This window comes from Brevundimonas sp., assembly GCF_035999125.1.
Lineage (GTDB): Bacteria > Pseudomonadota > Alphaproteobacteria > Caulobacterales > Caulobacteraceae > Brevundimonas.
On the sequence record NZ_DASYGX010000013.1, the window covers coordinates 91,222 to 103,986 of the forward strand.

17 protein-coding genes are annotated in these 12,765 nt (G+C 72.6%); 3 read left to right on the plus strand and 14 right to left on the minus strand.

Translation table 11 applies throughout. The annotated features are described in order from the left end of the window. Window positions 1–15 precede the first annotated feature (15 nt). The 6 genes from VGN45_RS11695 to VGN45_RS11720 form a co-directional block, all read right to left on the minus strand. A complete protein-coding gene (locus VGN45_RS11695) occupies window positions 16–1,167 on the minus strand; it encodes a phosphoserine transaminase (protein WP_327462632.1) in 1,152 nt (383 codons plus the stop codon). A gap of 7 nt (window positions 1,168–1,174) precedes the next feature. Continuing rightward, a complete protein-coding gene (locus VGN45_RS11700) occupies window positions 1,175–2,068 on the minus strand; it encodes a DnaJ C-terminal domain-containing protein (protein ID WP_327462634.1) in 894 nt (297 codons plus the stop codon). A 51-nt stretch (window positions 2,069–2,119) separates the two neighbouring features. Beyond that, window positions 2,120–5,785 carry a baseplate multidomain protein megatron gene (locus VGN45_RS11705; protein ID WP_327462636.1) on the minus strand — a complete coding sequence of 1,222 codons (3,666 nt, stop codon included), beginning with the start codon at window positions 5,783–5,785 and terminating at the stop codon, window positions 2,120–2,122. A 129-nt stretch (window positions 5,786–5,914) separates the two neighbouring features. Continuing rightward, complete coding sequence (locus VGN45_RS11710) at window positions 5,915–6,367, minus strand: NlpC/P60 family protein (protein WP_327462637.1); 453 nt, start codon at window positions 6,365–6,367, stop codon at window positions 5,915–5,917. Beyond that, window positions 6,364–6,996, minus strand: a complete 633-nt coding sequence (locus VGN45_RS11715; RefSeq protein ID WP_327462639.1) for a baseplate hub protein — start codon at window positions 6,994–6,996, stop codon at window positions 6,364–6,366. Before VGN45_RS11715 ends, VGN45_RS11710 begins: the two co-directional genes overlap by 4 nt. A 3-nt stretch (window positions 6,997–6,999) precedes the next feature. Further along, window positions 7,000–7,596, minus strand: a complete 597-nt coding sequence (locus tag VGN45_RS11720) for a DUF2460 domain-containing protein (RefSeq protein WP_327462641.1) — start codon at window positions 7,594–7,596, stop codon at window positions 7,000–7,002. A 146-nt stretch (window positions 7,597–7,742) separates the two neighbouring features. On the opposite strand from VGN45_RS11720, the gene VGN45_RS11725 reads away from it, so the two are divergent. Next, complete coding sequence (locus VGN45_RS11725; protein WP_327462643.1) at window positions 7,743–8,222, plus strand: DUF805 domain-containing protein; 480 nt, start codon at window positions 7,743–7,745, stop codon at window positions 8,220–8,222. Window positions 8,223–8,258: 36 nt separating this feature from the next. On the opposite strand, the gene VGN45_RS11730 is transcribed toward VGN45_RS11725, so the two are convergent. The 3 genes from VGN45_RS11730 to VGN45_RS11740 are packed head-to-tail and all read right to left on the minus strand — an operon-like array spanning window position 8,259 to window position 9,297. Next, a complete protein-coding gene (locus VGN45_RS11730; RefSeq protein WP_327462645.1) occupies window positions 8,259–8,762 on the minus strand; it encodes a phage tail tape measure protein in 504 nt (167 codons plus the stop codon). Further along, window positions 8,759–8,995, minus strand: a complete 237-nt coding sequence (locus VGN45_RS11735) for a phage tail assembly chaperone (RefSeq protein WP_327462647.1) — start codon at window positions 8,993–8,995, stop codon at window positions 8,759–8,761. Before VGN45_RS11735 ends, VGN45_RS11730 begins: the two co-directional genes overlap by 4 nt. Then, entirely contained in the window at window positions 8,992–9,297 is a 306-nt protein-coding gene (locus VGN45_RS11740; RefSeq protein WP_327462649.1) for a GTA-gp10 family protein, read from the minus strand. Before VGN45_RS11740 ends, VGN45_RS11735 begins: the two co-directional genes overlap by 4 nt. Between VGN45_RS11740 and VGN45_RS11745 the strand changes: the two genes are divergently transcribed. Then, a complete protein-coding gene (locus tag VGN45_RS11745; RefSeq protein WP_327462651.1) occupies window positions 9,296–9,655 on the plus strand; it encodes a hypothetical protein in 360 nt (119 codons plus the stop codon). The two genes, VGN45_RS11740 and VGN45_RS11745, sit on opposite strands and share 2 nt — an antisense overlap. Beyond that, window positions 9,652–9,918, plus strand: a complete 267-nt coding sequence (locus tag VGN45_RS11750) for a hypothetical protein (protein ID WP_327462653.1) — start codon at window positions 9,652–9,654, stop codon at window positions 9,916–9,918. The genes VGN45_RS11745 and VGN45_RS11750 overlap by 4 nt, the downstream gene beginning before the upstream one ends. Here the strand turns inward: VGN45_RS11750 and VGN45_RS11755 are convergent. The 5 genes from VGN45_RS11755 to VGN45_RS11775 form a co-directional block, all read right to left on the minus strand. After that, complete coding sequence (locus VGN45_RS11755) at window positions 9,915–10,325, minus strand: phage major tail protein, TP901-1 family (RefSeq protein ID WP_327462654.1); 411 nt, start codon at window positions 10,323–10,325, stop codon at window positions 9,915–9,917. The genes VGN45_RS11750 and VGN45_RS11755 overlap by 4 nt on opposite strands. A 97-nt stretch (window positions 10,326–10,422) precedes the next feature. Beyond that, a complete protein-coding gene (locus VGN45_RS11760; protein WP_327462656.1) occupies window positions 10,423–10,824 on the minus strand; it encodes a DUF3168 domain-containing protein in 402 nt (133 codons plus the stop codon). Then, window positions 10,821–11,123, minus strand: coding sequence for a phage head completion protein (locus tag VGN45_RS11765; protein ID WP_327462658.1), 303 nt, complete (start codon window positions 11,121–11,123; stop codon window positions 10,821–10,823). The genes VGN45_RS11760 and VGN45_RS11765 overlap by 4 nt, the downstream gene beginning before the upstream one ends. Continuing rightward, entirely contained in the window at window positions 11,120–11,386 is a 267-nt protein-coding gene (locus VGN45_RS11770) for a head-tail connector protein (protein ID WP_327462660.1), read from the minus strand. The genes VGN45_RS11765 and VGN45_RS11770 overlap by 4 nt, the downstream gene beginning before the upstream one ends. A gap of 115 nt (window positions 11,387–11,501) precedes the next feature. After that, window positions 11,502–12,752 carry a phage major capsid protein gene (locus tag VGN45_RS11775; protein WP_327462662.1) on the minus strand — a complete coding sequence of 417 codons (1,251 nt, stop codon included), beginning with the start codon at window positions 12,750–12,752 and terminating at the stop codon, window positions 11,502–11,504. Window positions 12,753–12,765 lie beyond the last annotated feature (13 nt).

Sequence of the window (12,765 nt, forward strand, 5' to 3'; positions counted from 1 at the left end):
GTCCGTCCGCGGCCATTATTCCGCCAGCGCCTCCCCGAACGCCCAATCCAGCCACGGCCCCAGCGCTTCGACGTCCGCGGCGTCCACGGTGCAGCCGCACCAGACGCGCAGGCCCGGCGGGGCGTTGCGGTGGCCTTCCACGTCGAACGCGGCCCCCTCCGCCTCAAGCAGCGCCTTCATCCGCGTCACCAGCGCCCGCTGCGCCTCCTCATCCAGCGCCGCCACGCGCGGGTCGACGATCTTCAGGCACACGCTCGTGATCGACCGCTCCTCCGGCCGTTCGGCCAGCCAGTCGATCCAGTCGGTCCGGTCGACCCACGCGCCCAGCGCCGCGAAGCTGGCGTCGGTGCGCCGGATCAGCTCCGGCAGGCCGCCGACCGCCAGCCCCCATTCCACGGCGTCGATCCAGTCCTCCAGCGTCCAGACGCTGAAGGTGTTGATCATCGACCCCGACGCCAGCGTCCGGTCGAAACCCTTCCCGTCCCGCAGCCGCAGCACCTTCGGCACCGGTCGCGGCGGCTCGAACTGATCCAGCCGCGCGATCGCCCGCGGCCCCAGCGCCGCCACGCCCAGCCCCGCCTCGCCGCCCAGCGCCTTCTGGAAACTGAAGGTCAAAACGTCCAGCCGATCCCACGGCAACGGCATGGCGAACGCCGCCGAGGTCGCGTCGCAGATCACCAGGCCCTCCCGGTTCCCCGCGATCCAGTCCACGCCCGGCGCCCGCACGCCCGAGGTCGTGCCGTTCCACGGCAGCACCAGGTCGGCCGCCGGATCGACCTTCGACACGTCGGGAAACCGCCCCCACGGCGCTGTCAGCACCTCGGGCTCCAGCTTCAGGTGGTCGCGCACGTCGGTCGCCCACACCTTGCCGAAATTCTCGAACGCCATGACCTGCACGCGCCGGGCGCCCAACAGGTTCCACAGCGCCGCCTCCACCGCCCCGGTGTCGGACCCGGGCACATAGACCAGCGCCCGGTCTTCCGGGACTTGCAGCAGCTCCCGCGTCAGCGCCAGCCCGTGCGCGAACCGCGCCACCACCTCCGGCGCGCGGATGCCCCGGCCCAGCAGATCCGTCGGGATCGCCTCGCGCGACCACCCCGGCCGCTTGGCCGTCGGCCCGGACGAGAACCAGGGCCGCGCGGGCTTGACGTTCGGCTTGTTGGTCATCCGGGCCTCAGTCGCGGAAGGGCTTGACCGGCCCTTCGTCCCGCGCCGCCTCAGCCAGTTTCGTCAGGCGCTCGTCCCCCTCCGGCAGCGCGATCATCAGCTTGGCCAGCAGGTCGCCGCGCCGTCCGTCCTGAAACGCCCCGCGCCCTTTCAGCCTCAGCACCTTGCCCGAGCTCGATCCCCTCGGGATCGTCATCATCACCGTGCCTTCCGGCGTCCGCACCGCGATCTTGCCGCCCAGCACCGCGTCGTACAGCGCCACCGGCTGATCCATGGTCAGGTCCGCGCCGTCCCTCGTGAACAGGGGGTGTTTGGCGATCTTCAGCTCGATCAGGGCGTCGCCGGCGGGTCCCCCGCGCCCAGGAGCCCCCTGGCCTTTGAGCCGGATCGTCTGGCCGTCGCCCGCCCCCTTGGGAATGGCCACGTCCAGCATACGACCGTCCGAGAACTGGATCCGCCGCGTCGCGCCGGAGATGGAGTCCTCAAGGCTGATCTCCAGCGTCGCCCGCACGTCCTGACCGCGCGAGGCGAAGCCCCGGCCGCCCCCGGCCCGCGCCCCGCCGCCGAACATGCCGCCGAAGATCTCCTCCAGATCGACGTCCTCGAACGCGCCCCGCGCCCCGGCCTGACCGAACGGACTGCCGCCCGGCCGGCCGGAGAATCCCCGGAACTGCTCGCGCCCGTCCGCGTCGATTTCGCCCCGGTCGAACTTCGCCTTCTTCTCGGCGTCGCCCAGGATGTCGAAGGCCGCCGTCACGCGCTTGAACCGCTCCTCGGCCGCCTTGTCGCCGGGGTTGGAATCCGGATGCAGCTGTTTGGCCAGCTTGCGATAGGCGGACTTGATCTCCGCCGCGCTCGCGCCCCGCGCCACGCCCAATTCCTTGTAGGGATCACCCGCCACTCGGCCGTCGCTCCTCAATGCTTCGACCGTCAGTTACGGTAGGAATCCGGTTCACGCGAGAGGGATCGTCGCCTCCAGCCCCCATCCCCAGCCCTCGCCCCACTGACCGACCGCAGCCCGCGCCGCGCCCAGCCCGTCGGGAAACATCGCCGCCAGCGACGCCCCGGTCATCTCCAGGGCCGCCGCCTCGACCTCCGCCGTCCCGACCTCGACCTCGCCGTCCAGCCAGCGCACCCGAAACCGCAGGGGATCGGCCGACGTCTCCGGCCCCTCCCAGCGATCCCCGTCCAGCCGCGACCGCGCGATCCAGCCCAGCGACCGCCCGCCGTCCGCCGTCTCGCGCGCGACCAGCCGCGCCGGTTCCCACGGTCGCCCGTGCACGCCCTGCACCACCGCCGTCACCTCGGTCGACGAAGCCCCGCCCGCCGGGCCTCCTCGCGGCGCCGCTCGCCAAGTCCGCTCCAGCCCCCGCTCGCCGGGCGCCAGATCGACCCGCGTCAGGCCCTCCAGCATGACCACGACCGCCCCGACTTCCGCGCCGGCCGCGACCGTGCCCTGCTGTCCTCGCAACAGACCCGACAACCGCCAGACGTCCCCGCCCATCGGCTCGGCCGACAGGAACTGCACGATCTCCCAGCCCTCGGCCCCGGCCACCGCCAGCGCATTCGCCCCGCCCAGCAACGCCGTCTCCGGCCGCGAGCTCGGGGGCCGCCCCTCCAGCCGGACCACCAGCCCGGCGTCCCGCATCCAGCGATGCCGCACCCCCGCCGCCATCGGCTCGACCAGCACGCCCACCGTCGCCGGCGTCGTCGCCTCTCCGCGCGCCGTCAGCGTCTCGGACGAACCTCCCGCCCAGACCGCCTGCGCCCGCCACGGTTCGCCCGCCACCGCCGCCAGAGGCCGCGCGTCGCCTTCCGCATCAGGCAGAGGCGGCAGATCCAGGACCGCCAGGAACGGCGCCCCGAACGGCTCCGCCGGCGTCTCTCCGGCGGGTCGCCCGGCCTCCCCGGCGACCAGCGCGCGCGGCGCCCGGCTCAGCGACGCCCGCGGCGCCTCGTCCCGCGTCACCCGGTCGACGCGCCAATCGCCCTCAAACCCCTCGACCTCGACGACGTCGCCCGGCTCCAGCCGCAACGCCTCCAGCGGACCAAACGCCAGCGTCAGCGTCTCGACCTCGCCCTCCGTCGCCAGCCGCCGCTTCGCCGCGTCCTCCGCCGTCACGGCCGGGCAGACCACCGCCAGATCCAGCGCCGCCTCCTCGCCCGCGCCGCCGCCCCTCGCGGCCACAGCCCCGGTCCGATAATCGGCATCCCCGTCCACGAACCGGGCCCGCACCGTCGCCGGCGGCGCCTCCAGCCGACGATCCAGCCGCACGCTCGGCCGCCCATCCTCCAGCGCCAGCGCCGCCCGCGCGATCTCACCCTGGGCCGGCCCGGGCGCGATCAGCCGCACCCCACGCCCCCGCTCCACCGGCGTCAGCCCCAGGGCCGCGCACAGCGGCGCCAGCGCCTCCCGCGCCGCCGTCGGCCCCTCCAGCACGATCCCGTCCACGCGCGCGGGACCGGCGTCCACCTGCACGTCCTCGACCGCATATCCCGCCCGCTCCAGCACGGCCTGCGCCAGCGCCGTCCCTTCGCCGTGCAGCCGCCCGTTCAGCCAATGGCCGGTCGCCCAAGCCCCCGCGTCGGCCCACAGGTCGTCCCGCGCCGGAAACGCCGGCCAAGGCCGCGCGTCCCAGCACCAGGCGTCCGCCGCCTCCAGCATCGGCCCGCCATAGACCGCCGAGACCGGATTGTTCGCCGCTGACCCATAGAACCGCAGCACGGCCTCCAGCGCCCGCCGCTGCATCCGATCGTCCCGCGCGCCCGTCGAATGCGGCGGCAGGGCGCTCTCGTCGCTCTTCGGGTCCTGAAACAGGTTCGGCGCATTCGCCCCGCGATCCACCGCCGCGCACCCGAACTCCGTCAGCCGGATCGGCTTCATCCCCGGAACCCAGGCGGTCGGGCTCGCCGACCTCACTCCGCCCGGCCGATCGTGGTGCGCGTGCGACCACCACCCCGCCAGATCCTTGGCTCGGAACGCCCAGTCCTCGCCGTGCGCCCCGTCCACGATCGGCGTCCGCGCCTGCGCCGCCCGATCCTCGGCCGAGGCGTAGAACCAGTCGAAATTCTCCCTGCCCGCGACCTGCGCGGCCAGGTATGCCGGATCGTCCGGCCCCGCGAACGCCTCCCCGTCCACCCCGCCGTCTCCCGCCCGCCAGTCGCCCAGCGGCGGATAGAAGTCGATGCCGACGTAGTCCACGTTCGCGTCCGCCCACAGCGGATCCAGGTGAAAGATCACGGCCTCGCCGTCATGCCGCCCGAACCATTCCGACCAGTCCGCGGCGTAGGACAGTTTCACCCCCGGCCCCACGATCGCCCGGCACTCCGCCGCCAGATCGCGCAGCTGCTGAACCGCCGGAAACTCGCCGTCCGCATCGCGCGTCCATGTCAGCCCGCGCATCTCGGATGCGATCAGCAGTCCCTCTGCCCCCGTCTCCGCCGCCAGCGCCGCATAGTGCCGCGCCATCCGCCTCAGGCCCCAACCGTCCACCTCGCCGAAGCCCGCCGCCAAATCCGCCGCGGCCTGCACGCCGTCTCGCCCCGCGACCCGTCCGCGCCACGGGTATCCGTCGCAGTCCATGAAGACGAACGGATAGAGCGTCACCTCCAGCCCCCGCGCCTTCAGCTCCGCAACCGCCTGCCGCACGCTCTCGTCCGACGGCGTCCCGCCATAGGCCGGCGCGCGGTCGACCTGCGAAATCAGATGCGCCTCGTCCCGCCCCAGCCCGGCGACCGACCACCCCATCGGCTCCGTCGCCTTGTCCCGCCGCTCCACACCCGGCTTCACCGTGAACTCATGCGCCGCCGTGGACGACCCGAACCACCCGACCACCAGACTGACCCGCTTCAGGTTCGGCGCCTGCGCCTGCAGCTGGTCCAGGCTGACGACCAGCCCCGGCCGCCCGTCGCCCGTGTGCACGTTCTCCGCCGCCGTCCGCGTCAGCCCCTCGCGCCGCACCACGGCTTCCGTCGCCAGCACGAACTCCCCCGCCCCGGGGATCAGGCACACCCCCTCCAGCAGATCCTCCAGCACCGGCTCCGCCCCGCGCGGCCGCCGGAACACCTCGAAACTCAGCTGAGGCGCCCGGTTTCCGTACGACCCCAGCGTCAGATCCTCGACCACCGCATAGGCGACGCCCCGATACGCCGGCGCCTCCTCCTCGACCGCCTCGATCAGCGGATCGGGCGTCTGGTCCTCGCCGCCCCGATGCACCCGCATGGTCACGCCGGTCAGGTCCATCGGCCGCCCGTCGGCCCAAACCCGCCCGATCCCGTCGATCTCGCCCTCGCAGATCGCGACCGCGAAGCTCAGCGAATAGGCGCTGGTTTCCGTCCTGGGCCCGCCCTTGCCCGCGCTTTCGGTCCGCCGGTCCTCCAGGAATCGCGCGGCCCAGATCACCTGCCCCGTCACCCGCGCCCGCCCGGCGACCCAGGCCATCGGCGCGCCCTCCGCCGTGCCCTGCACCCTCAGCGCCTCGATCCGCGGCCCGCGCCTCACCGGCCCCAGCGAAGAAATCAGCCGCGCGTCCAGCACCCCGCCCAGCGCCCGTCCGACCGCCGCCCCCAGCGGCCCCGCCACCGCCCCGCCGACCGCGCCCAGGATGCCTGATGCCATTCCATTCCTCTCAAACTCCGTCATCCTCGGGCTTGACCCGAGGACCAGACGTTGGACCTCTCGGTGTTTGCGGTAAGCCGCCCAACTTCCGCATCGACGAGCCCTCGCGCGGCGCCTCCGATCCTCGGATCAAGCCCGAGGATGACGGAGCGTGGGATCAGGCCAGCGGAACACCCCCGCCAGCCGCTCTTCCCAGAACCGACCCATCCAGCTTTCGACGACCGCCCGGCCCCAGTAGGCGTGGATCATCTTCCGCGTCGGCCCGACGGCGCTCAACACGCCGCAATGCTTCGTCGGCGCGCCCCGGCTCATGCGGAACAGCAGCACGTCGCCGACTCGTGCCTGCTCCGGATGCACCTCCACCAGCCACGCCCGCGCCGCCTCCAGCAGCGTCTCCGCCCCGCCGACCTCCGCCCAGTCCGGCGAATACGGCGGCACGACCGTCGGCTCCGGCCCCACCACCTCGCGCCAGATCCCCCGCACCAGCCCCAGACAGTCCGCCCCCACACCCCTCACGCTCGCCTGATGCCGATACGGCGTCCCGATCCAGGCCCGCGCAGCCTCCAGTGCGCCGGCGCTCACCGCCGTCCCCCGTCATGCCGCCCGCCCTCGACCGGCACGGCGGCGATGAAGTCGTCGCCCGGCACGTGCGGAAACCCGCGGAAGTTCGCCCCATTCCCGAACGCGTCCACGCACGTCCGCCACCGCTTGTCGCAGCTCATGCCCGGGAAGGCGTCGCTCGCCACCCCGCATCGGGCGTCCCGAAATTCCGCGTCGCAGGCCCGGCCATAGGTCCGCCCCACCGCCCGATCCAGCTTCGCCGCCGACCCTTCCAGCTCGACCGTGACCTTCCCGTCCGCCAACGTCAGCCGCGCCAGCGACCCGGCCCACAGCGGCGCCTTCAGCGCCGGCTCCGACCAGTCCACGCGCCACAGGTCCACCGAGGCCCCGTCGAACGCCGCCGGATCGAAGCCCTCGCCCGCGGCCCCTTCCGCCGTCGCCGTCCCCGCCACGCCCCCGACCTCCGCCTCGCTCGCCCCGACGCCCCAGCCCTCGCTCGGCGAGCACACGACCCCGTCCACCTCCAGCGCCCGGTCGTGGTCCGTGAACCCCAGCCTCTCGCCGCCCGCCCGCGTCACGATCCAGGCATGGCACAGCCTCGCCGCCCCGCTCTCGATGCGGGCGACCAGATCTTCAGGAATATCGCGCATGGCCTAGACCCGCACTTCCACCAGCGGCACGGCCGCCATCCGCCCGGCGTCGAAGCTTTCCAGCGTCACGTCGATCCGATCCGCGTCGAACCGCACCGGCACGTCGAACAAAAACCCCGCCGTCACCGCCGCGCCCTCCTCCGGCGCCGCCGCCAGCGTCACCACGCCCGTCGTCGCATCGACTTCCGCGGCCACGAGGACGCCGTCGACCGCCACCACCACAGACCCCGGCGCCGGCTTGTGGATCATCCGCGCACCCTTGGTCAGCTGGAACCTGACCGTCTCCCCGTCGCCTGTCCCGATCGCCTGGTCCGTCGCCGCCGGCTCGGCGCCCGGCGCGCACGACCGGAAGTCCATGAAGTCCCGAAACCGGAACCCGTGCAGCCGCCCGGCCCGCGCCTCGAAGAAGGCGACCAGCTCCGCCATGTCCGCCAACGACCTCAGGTTCGCCCCGATCAGCCACCGCCGACGGCCCTCCGCCCACGGCGTAGACCGCCGCTCGAAGCCCGACGCCAGCGTCACGACCTCAGTCCGCCGCTCCACGCCCCCGGTCGACCCGAAGGCCAGGCGCGCCGGCAGGCTGATTTCGTGGAAGCTCATGCCCCACCCCCGCGCGCCCTCTCGTCATCCCCGCGAAGGCGGGGACGCGCCGGCAGGCTCACCTCGTGAAAACTCATGACGTCTCTTTCACTTGTCCGCCGCGTCGCCGTCCGTCATCGTCGCGGCGTCACAGGAGGGAGGGCCCGATGACCCACGATCTCGACCGCAGCCACGAACAGCCGCTGAACCTTCAGCACCTGCTGCTGTCCTTCGAGGGGCGCACCCGACGCTCGCATTTCTGGATCGGCTGGCTGCTGCTGCTCGGCGCCGGCGTCGTCCTCGGCTGGATCCCGGTCCTGGGCCAGCTGCTGTCCATCGCCCTGATCTGGCCGAACACCGCCATCGCGGTGAAGCGCCTGCACGACATGGGTCAGACCGGCTGGCTCGTCCTCATCCCCTGGGTCGTCGGCATCGGAGCCCTGTTCGGCGGGGTCATCATGGCCGGCGTCGGCGTCTTCGCCACCGCCTGGACCGAGGATCCCTGGGCCCTGCTCGCCGCCCTCGGCCCCGCCATGGGCCTGTTCGCCCTGTCGTTCCTGGTCGGGTTCATCTTCCTCGCCTGGATCGGCCTGGTCGATTCCCAGGCGGGCTCCAACCGCTTCGGCCCGAACCCCAAGGGGCTCTGACGCGCCCTGACGCTCGCGACGCGGTCGCTCGCTGCGCTAGATCTTCCGCGCGCCCAGCATCACCGCGCGCGCCAGCGCCTGCGCCACCTGCGCCTCGCTGCGCAGCAGGGTTTCCGTCCCGCCCTGCACGGTGACGTTCACCGTCACCGGCGCGCTCGTCGCAGGCCCGATCTCGCCGCCGGTCGACGGCCGGAACACCTCCGGCCCGCGCTCGCCGACCAGATAGGCGCCGCCCGCGCTCACCGGCCCGCCGTCCGCCCGCGCACCGCCGAACACCCCGCCCAGGGCTTGCGTGATCGCCTGCCCCAGCCCCGCGCCCGCCGCCGCGTTCACCGCGCCCAGCACCGCCCGGGCCAGCTCCTGCAGCGTGATCTCCCCGTCCGCCGCCGCCCGCGCCAGAGACCCCGCCAGCCGCTCGCCCGCGCGCCCGAACGCCTCCTCGATCGCGCCCGCCGTCCGCTCCGCCGGCTCCCGCAAGGCCTCCAGCGCCGCCTGAGCCTCCGCCGTCCGGCGCGGGATGTCTCCTAATGTGTCGGTCATGTCTCCTCCCCGTCGCGCAGCGATGGGGAGGGGGACCGCGAAGCGGTGGAGGGGCTCTCACCCCAAGCTCCGTCCGGCCACCGCGCCATCAGCGCCTCCAGCCCGTCGCGACCCAGCGTCGGTTCCCCCGCCCGCTCCGTCAGCATCCGCCATTCCTTCAGCGACAGCCGCCAGAACGCTTCCGGCTGAATCCCCAGCGCCACCGCCGTCCGCAGCATCCCCGCCCAGCTCACGCGCTCGCCGTGAAAGCGGCCGCCACGGCTTCCGCCGCCTCCACCGGCGTCACCGCCGCCCGATCCAGCTCGCCGGCGAACGCCGCCTCGCCTCCGCCCCGCAACAGCGCAGCCAGCACCGCCGTCAGATCCCGCGCCGACAGGCCGCGCATCCGCTCCGCCAGAGCGCCCGGCCCCTCAAGCCCCAGCGCCCCCTCGATCTCCGCCAGCGCCCCCAGCGTCAGGCACAGCTTTCGCTGAACCCCCGCCAACGTGACGACGGCCTCGCCCCGCGCAGCGTTCGGCGCCATGCTCACGCCCATGCGCGCGCTCCTTCTCTGCATTCCCTTGCTGCTGGTCGCCTGCGCGCCCGGCCTCGGCGAGGTCGTGATCGACCCTGCCCGTCTGGACGTCACCGCTGCTTCCGCCCACGCGCGCGAAGCCGCCGCGCGCGGCGATCGCCGCGTCCTCGGCGTCTACGAAGCGACCACCCTGTTTCCCGGCGCCGGCGACTGCGGCTCCCGTCCTGACGGCTGGTGGCGTCACGGCCAGGCCATGATTGCCGGCACTTCCGATACGCCGGTCGATGCCGACGCCGTCGCGTTCAATGCCGCCGCGCGCCAATACGCCGAAATTTACAACCGCGAAATGACCCGCCTCGTCTGCGGGGGCGCTGCATGATCAGGGTTTGGACCGACTTCAACGCTCTCTCCACGCTGGATCGCGCGTGGCTGCTTAAATCAGGCAATGCGCCATTCGATCCCGCGTTTCTCGGGCTCTCGCACGGAGACCGCATTCTGCTCTGGCAGGACGAAGACGACTTCGAAGTTGAGGGCGTGTTGGCGTTCGGTCGGCCAGGACCGCCCGCTGTCGACCGCGACGCTTGGTACGCCCAGGTCGATTGGCCGACGCTGCGTCGACTGTCGGAAGTGGCCCCCGCCTAGACCGCCCCAAACGTCACTTCCCCCGCGCTCGCCAGGCTCAGGGCGAAGCTCGCCTCCCCCTCGTGCTCGCCGGCGTACTCCAGCGCGGCGACCAGAAACGGCCCCTCCAGCACGCCGAAGTCCGGCACGATCAGACGCCAGGTCTCCGCCGCCTGCGAGAAGAAGGCCTCCCGGATCAGGGCGTCGGACGCCGCGTCGCGGAACACGCCCGTCCCGCTCACCGCCGCCGACTTCACCCCGGCCCCGGCCAGCAGCTCGCGCCAGCGCCCGGCGGAGTCCGCGTCGGTCGCGTCCACCGTCCGCGCGTTCAGCGCGATCGTCCGCGCCCTTAGGCCCGCCACGGTCACGAACCCGCCCGCGCCGTCCGAAATCTTCAGCAGCATGTCCTTGCCGGCTTGTGCGGCCATGATCGTCTCCTCGTTGTTGCGACGAGGCAGTAGGCAATAGGCAGTAGGGAGTGATCCGGACGCGCGGCCCTACTGCCTACTGCCCAAGCCCTACTGCCTAGACTTCTTCCGTCACCGCCCTGAGCCGCATCACCGCATACCGGCGCTCGCCGCTGGGGCTCGAAAACACGTCTGAAAAGGTCACCCGCGCGCTCACCGCCTTCACCCCGTCGGCCTCCAGCGATACGTCGGTCAGACACGCCCGCACCGCCGCCAGGATCGCCCGCGCCTCCTCGGATCCGCGGAACCCGCTGACCGCCGTCAGGGTCAGCGCCTGCTCGACCCCGCAGCCCTCGGCGCCCACCGGCCGGCTCTCGCCTCGACCGATGCGGATGTGCGGCAAGGCCGCGTCCACCGGCGCCTCGTCCCACACCCGCCCGGCCAGCAGCGCGTCCACGCCCGCGTCCGCCTTCAGCCGCGCGATCACCGCCCTGATCAGCCCCGCCTCATGCGCGCTCATCGAACACGCTCCAGGCTCAGCTTCGCCCGCCCCGGCCTCTCCGCCCCCACCTCGACGAAGACGATCGCCCAGTCCGCCCCGCCGAACCGAAGCACCCGCCCGGGCCTCAGCCGCGGATCGACCCGCGTCTCCACCGTCGTGGTCTCGACCGACGCCGCGCGGCCCGCCTCCGTCCGCTCCCGCCGCCGTCGCGCGCCCAGCTTCAGCCAGACATGGCCCAGCGGCTCATAGCTGACGGCCATTCCGCCATACGGCGTCTCGACGTCCTCGACCTCGAACAGGCCCGCCAACGCTCTCACAGCCGCACCACGCGATAGGGCGCGATCCAGGCCTCGACCGTCGCGACCGGCATTTCGCGCTCTCCGCGCTCATACGCCCGCAGCGCCAGCATCAGCACCGCCAGGCGCAACGGCGCCGGACTGGTCGAGGTCAGCGTCAGCCCCACCTCCCCCTCCACCCGCGCCCGCGCCGCGTCGACCAGCGTCTGGATCAGCCCATCCTCCGCCTCGTGCTCGACGCGCAGAAACAGCTTCGCCTCGGTGAGGCTCACCGGTGCGGTCATTTGGACACCTCGATTGTCTGGAAAACGAGGGCTTAGGTCTTAGGAGTTAGGGCTTAGACGGCCCCGCATCTTCCCTAAGCCCTAAGCCCTCCTCACTAAGCCCTGTTCGGCGCGACTACGTCGCGGCGAACTTCATCACCTTGATCGCGTCGAAGTTCTGCACCCCGCCGCCCACGCGCTTGGTGGTGTAGAACAGCACATACGGCTTGGCCGAGTACGGGTCCCTCAGCACCCGGACGCCCGCCCGGTCGACGATCAGATAGCCCTTCTGGAAGTCGCCGAACGCGATCGACAGACTGTTCGCCGTCACGTCCGGCATGGTCTCGATCTCGGTCACCGGATAGCCCAGCAGGCTCGCCGTCTCCCCCGGCCGCCCCGCCGGCTGCCAGACGTAGTTCCCGTCCGCGTCCTTGAACTTGCGCACGGCCGACACCGTCTTGCGGTTCATCACGAAGCGCCCGTTCGGCCGATACTGGGCCTTGGGCGCATAGATCAGGTCGATCAGCCGATCCACCGGGCTGAAGGCGGCGAAGGCGCCCGCCGCGCCCGACGCGACGTAGCCCACCTGCCCCCAGGTGGCCGAGACGTCCGCCACGGCGTCATAGGCCAGAAAGCCCTTCGGCTTGTTGACCCCGTCGCCGGCCACGAAGGCCTGCGTCTCCTGCGCGGCGAAGGCGTCCTCCACCTCGCCGGCCAGCCAGTCGTCCAGGTCCACCAGCGCGTCGTCCAGCAGCGCCTGCGTCGCCGCCGGGCAGGCGTACAGATCGGCCGACGGGAACTCCAACAGGGCCAGCGTCGCCGGATCCGTCTCCGGCCGCGCCGCCGTCTCGGCCACCCAGCCCGCCTCGATTCCCGCGATCGACACCGGCTTCTTGAATGTCCCGGACGCCACCGTCCGCACCGTCGCGATTTCGCGCATCGGCGACGCCGCCATCAGCCGCCGCTCGATCGCCCGCTCGGTCTGCTCCGGCACGACGTGCCCGGCCGAGTTCGACGCGCTGCTCAGCCCCGCCTTCACCTCCAGCCCGAACCCCGACCGCATGTAGTCCGAAAACCCCTTCACCTCTCCGTCGGCGAAGGCCGACGGGGAGGACCGGCCGCGCAGCGGCCAGGAGGGGGCGTCTCCGTCGGAGACGCTTGGCCGCCGGCTCTCCGACACCACCCGATCCAGCCGCGCCTGCGCCCCGGCCACCGCCGCGTCGATCCGCGCCACCTTCTCCTCCAGCAGCACGTCCGCCGCCGCCTTCCGCTCGATCTCCGCCAGCCGCTGGTCGTTCGCGTCCCTGAACGCGTCAAACGCCGCCATCACCGCGTGCAGCGCATTCCCCGCCTCGGGCGAACCCGAGACCTGCTTGGTCTCTTTCATCTGTGCTCCAGTC

Coding starts and splice junctions, on each gene's coding strand:
- VGN45_RS11745 (WP_327462651.1), top strand. CDS start 9,296: ATGCGCGCGCTCCTTCTCTGCATTCCCTTGCTGCTGGTCGCCTGCGCG.
- VGN45_RS11705 (WP_327462636.1), bottom strand. CDS start 5,785: ATGGCATCAGGCATCCTGGGCGCGGTCGGCGGGGCGGTGGCGGGGCCG.
- VGN45_RS11760 (WP_327462656.1), bottom strand. CDS start 10,824: ATGAGCGCGCATGAGGCGGGGCTGATCAGGGCGGTGATCGCGCGGCTG.
- VGN45_RS11695 (WP_327462632.1), bottom strand. CDS start 1,167: ATGACCAACAAGCCGAACGTCAAGCCCGCGCGGCCCTGGTTCTCGTCC.
- VGN45_RS11730 (WP_327462645.1), bottom strand. CDS start 8,762: ATGACCGACACATTAGGAGACATCCCGCGCCGGACGGCGGAGGCTCAG.
- VGN45_RS11720 (WP_327462641.1), bottom strand. CDS start 7,596: ATGAGCTTCCACGAAATCAGCCTGCCGGCGCGCCTGGCCTTCGGGTCG.
- VGN45_RS11740 (WP_327462649.1), bottom strand. CDS start 9,297: ATGGGCGTGAGCATGGCGCCGAACGCTGCGCGGGGCGAGGCCGTCGTC.
- VGN45_RS11725 (WP_327462643.1), top strand. CDS start 7,743: ATGACCCACGATCTCGACCGCAGCCACGAACAGCCGCTGAACCTTCAG.
- VGN45_RS11770 (WP_327462660.1), bottom strand. CDS start 11,386: ATGACCGCACCGGTGAGCCTCACCGAGGCGAAGCTGTTTCTGCGCGTC.
- VGN45_RS11775 (WP_327462662.1), bottom strand. CDS start 12,752: ATGAAAGAGACCAAGCAGGTCTCGGGTTCGCCCGAGGCGGGGAATGCG.
- VGN45_RS11755 (WP_327462654.1), bottom strand. CDS start 10,325: ATGGCCGCACAAGCCGGCAAGGACATGCTGCTGAAGATTTCGGACGGC.
- VGN45_RS11750 (WP_327462653.1), top strand. CDS start 9,652: ATGATCAGGGTTTGGACCGACTTCAACGCTCTCTCCACGCTGGATCGC.
- VGN45_RS11715 (WP_327462639.1), bottom strand. CDS start 6,996: ATGCGCGATATTCCTGAAGATCTGGTCGCCCGCATCGAGAGCGGGGCG.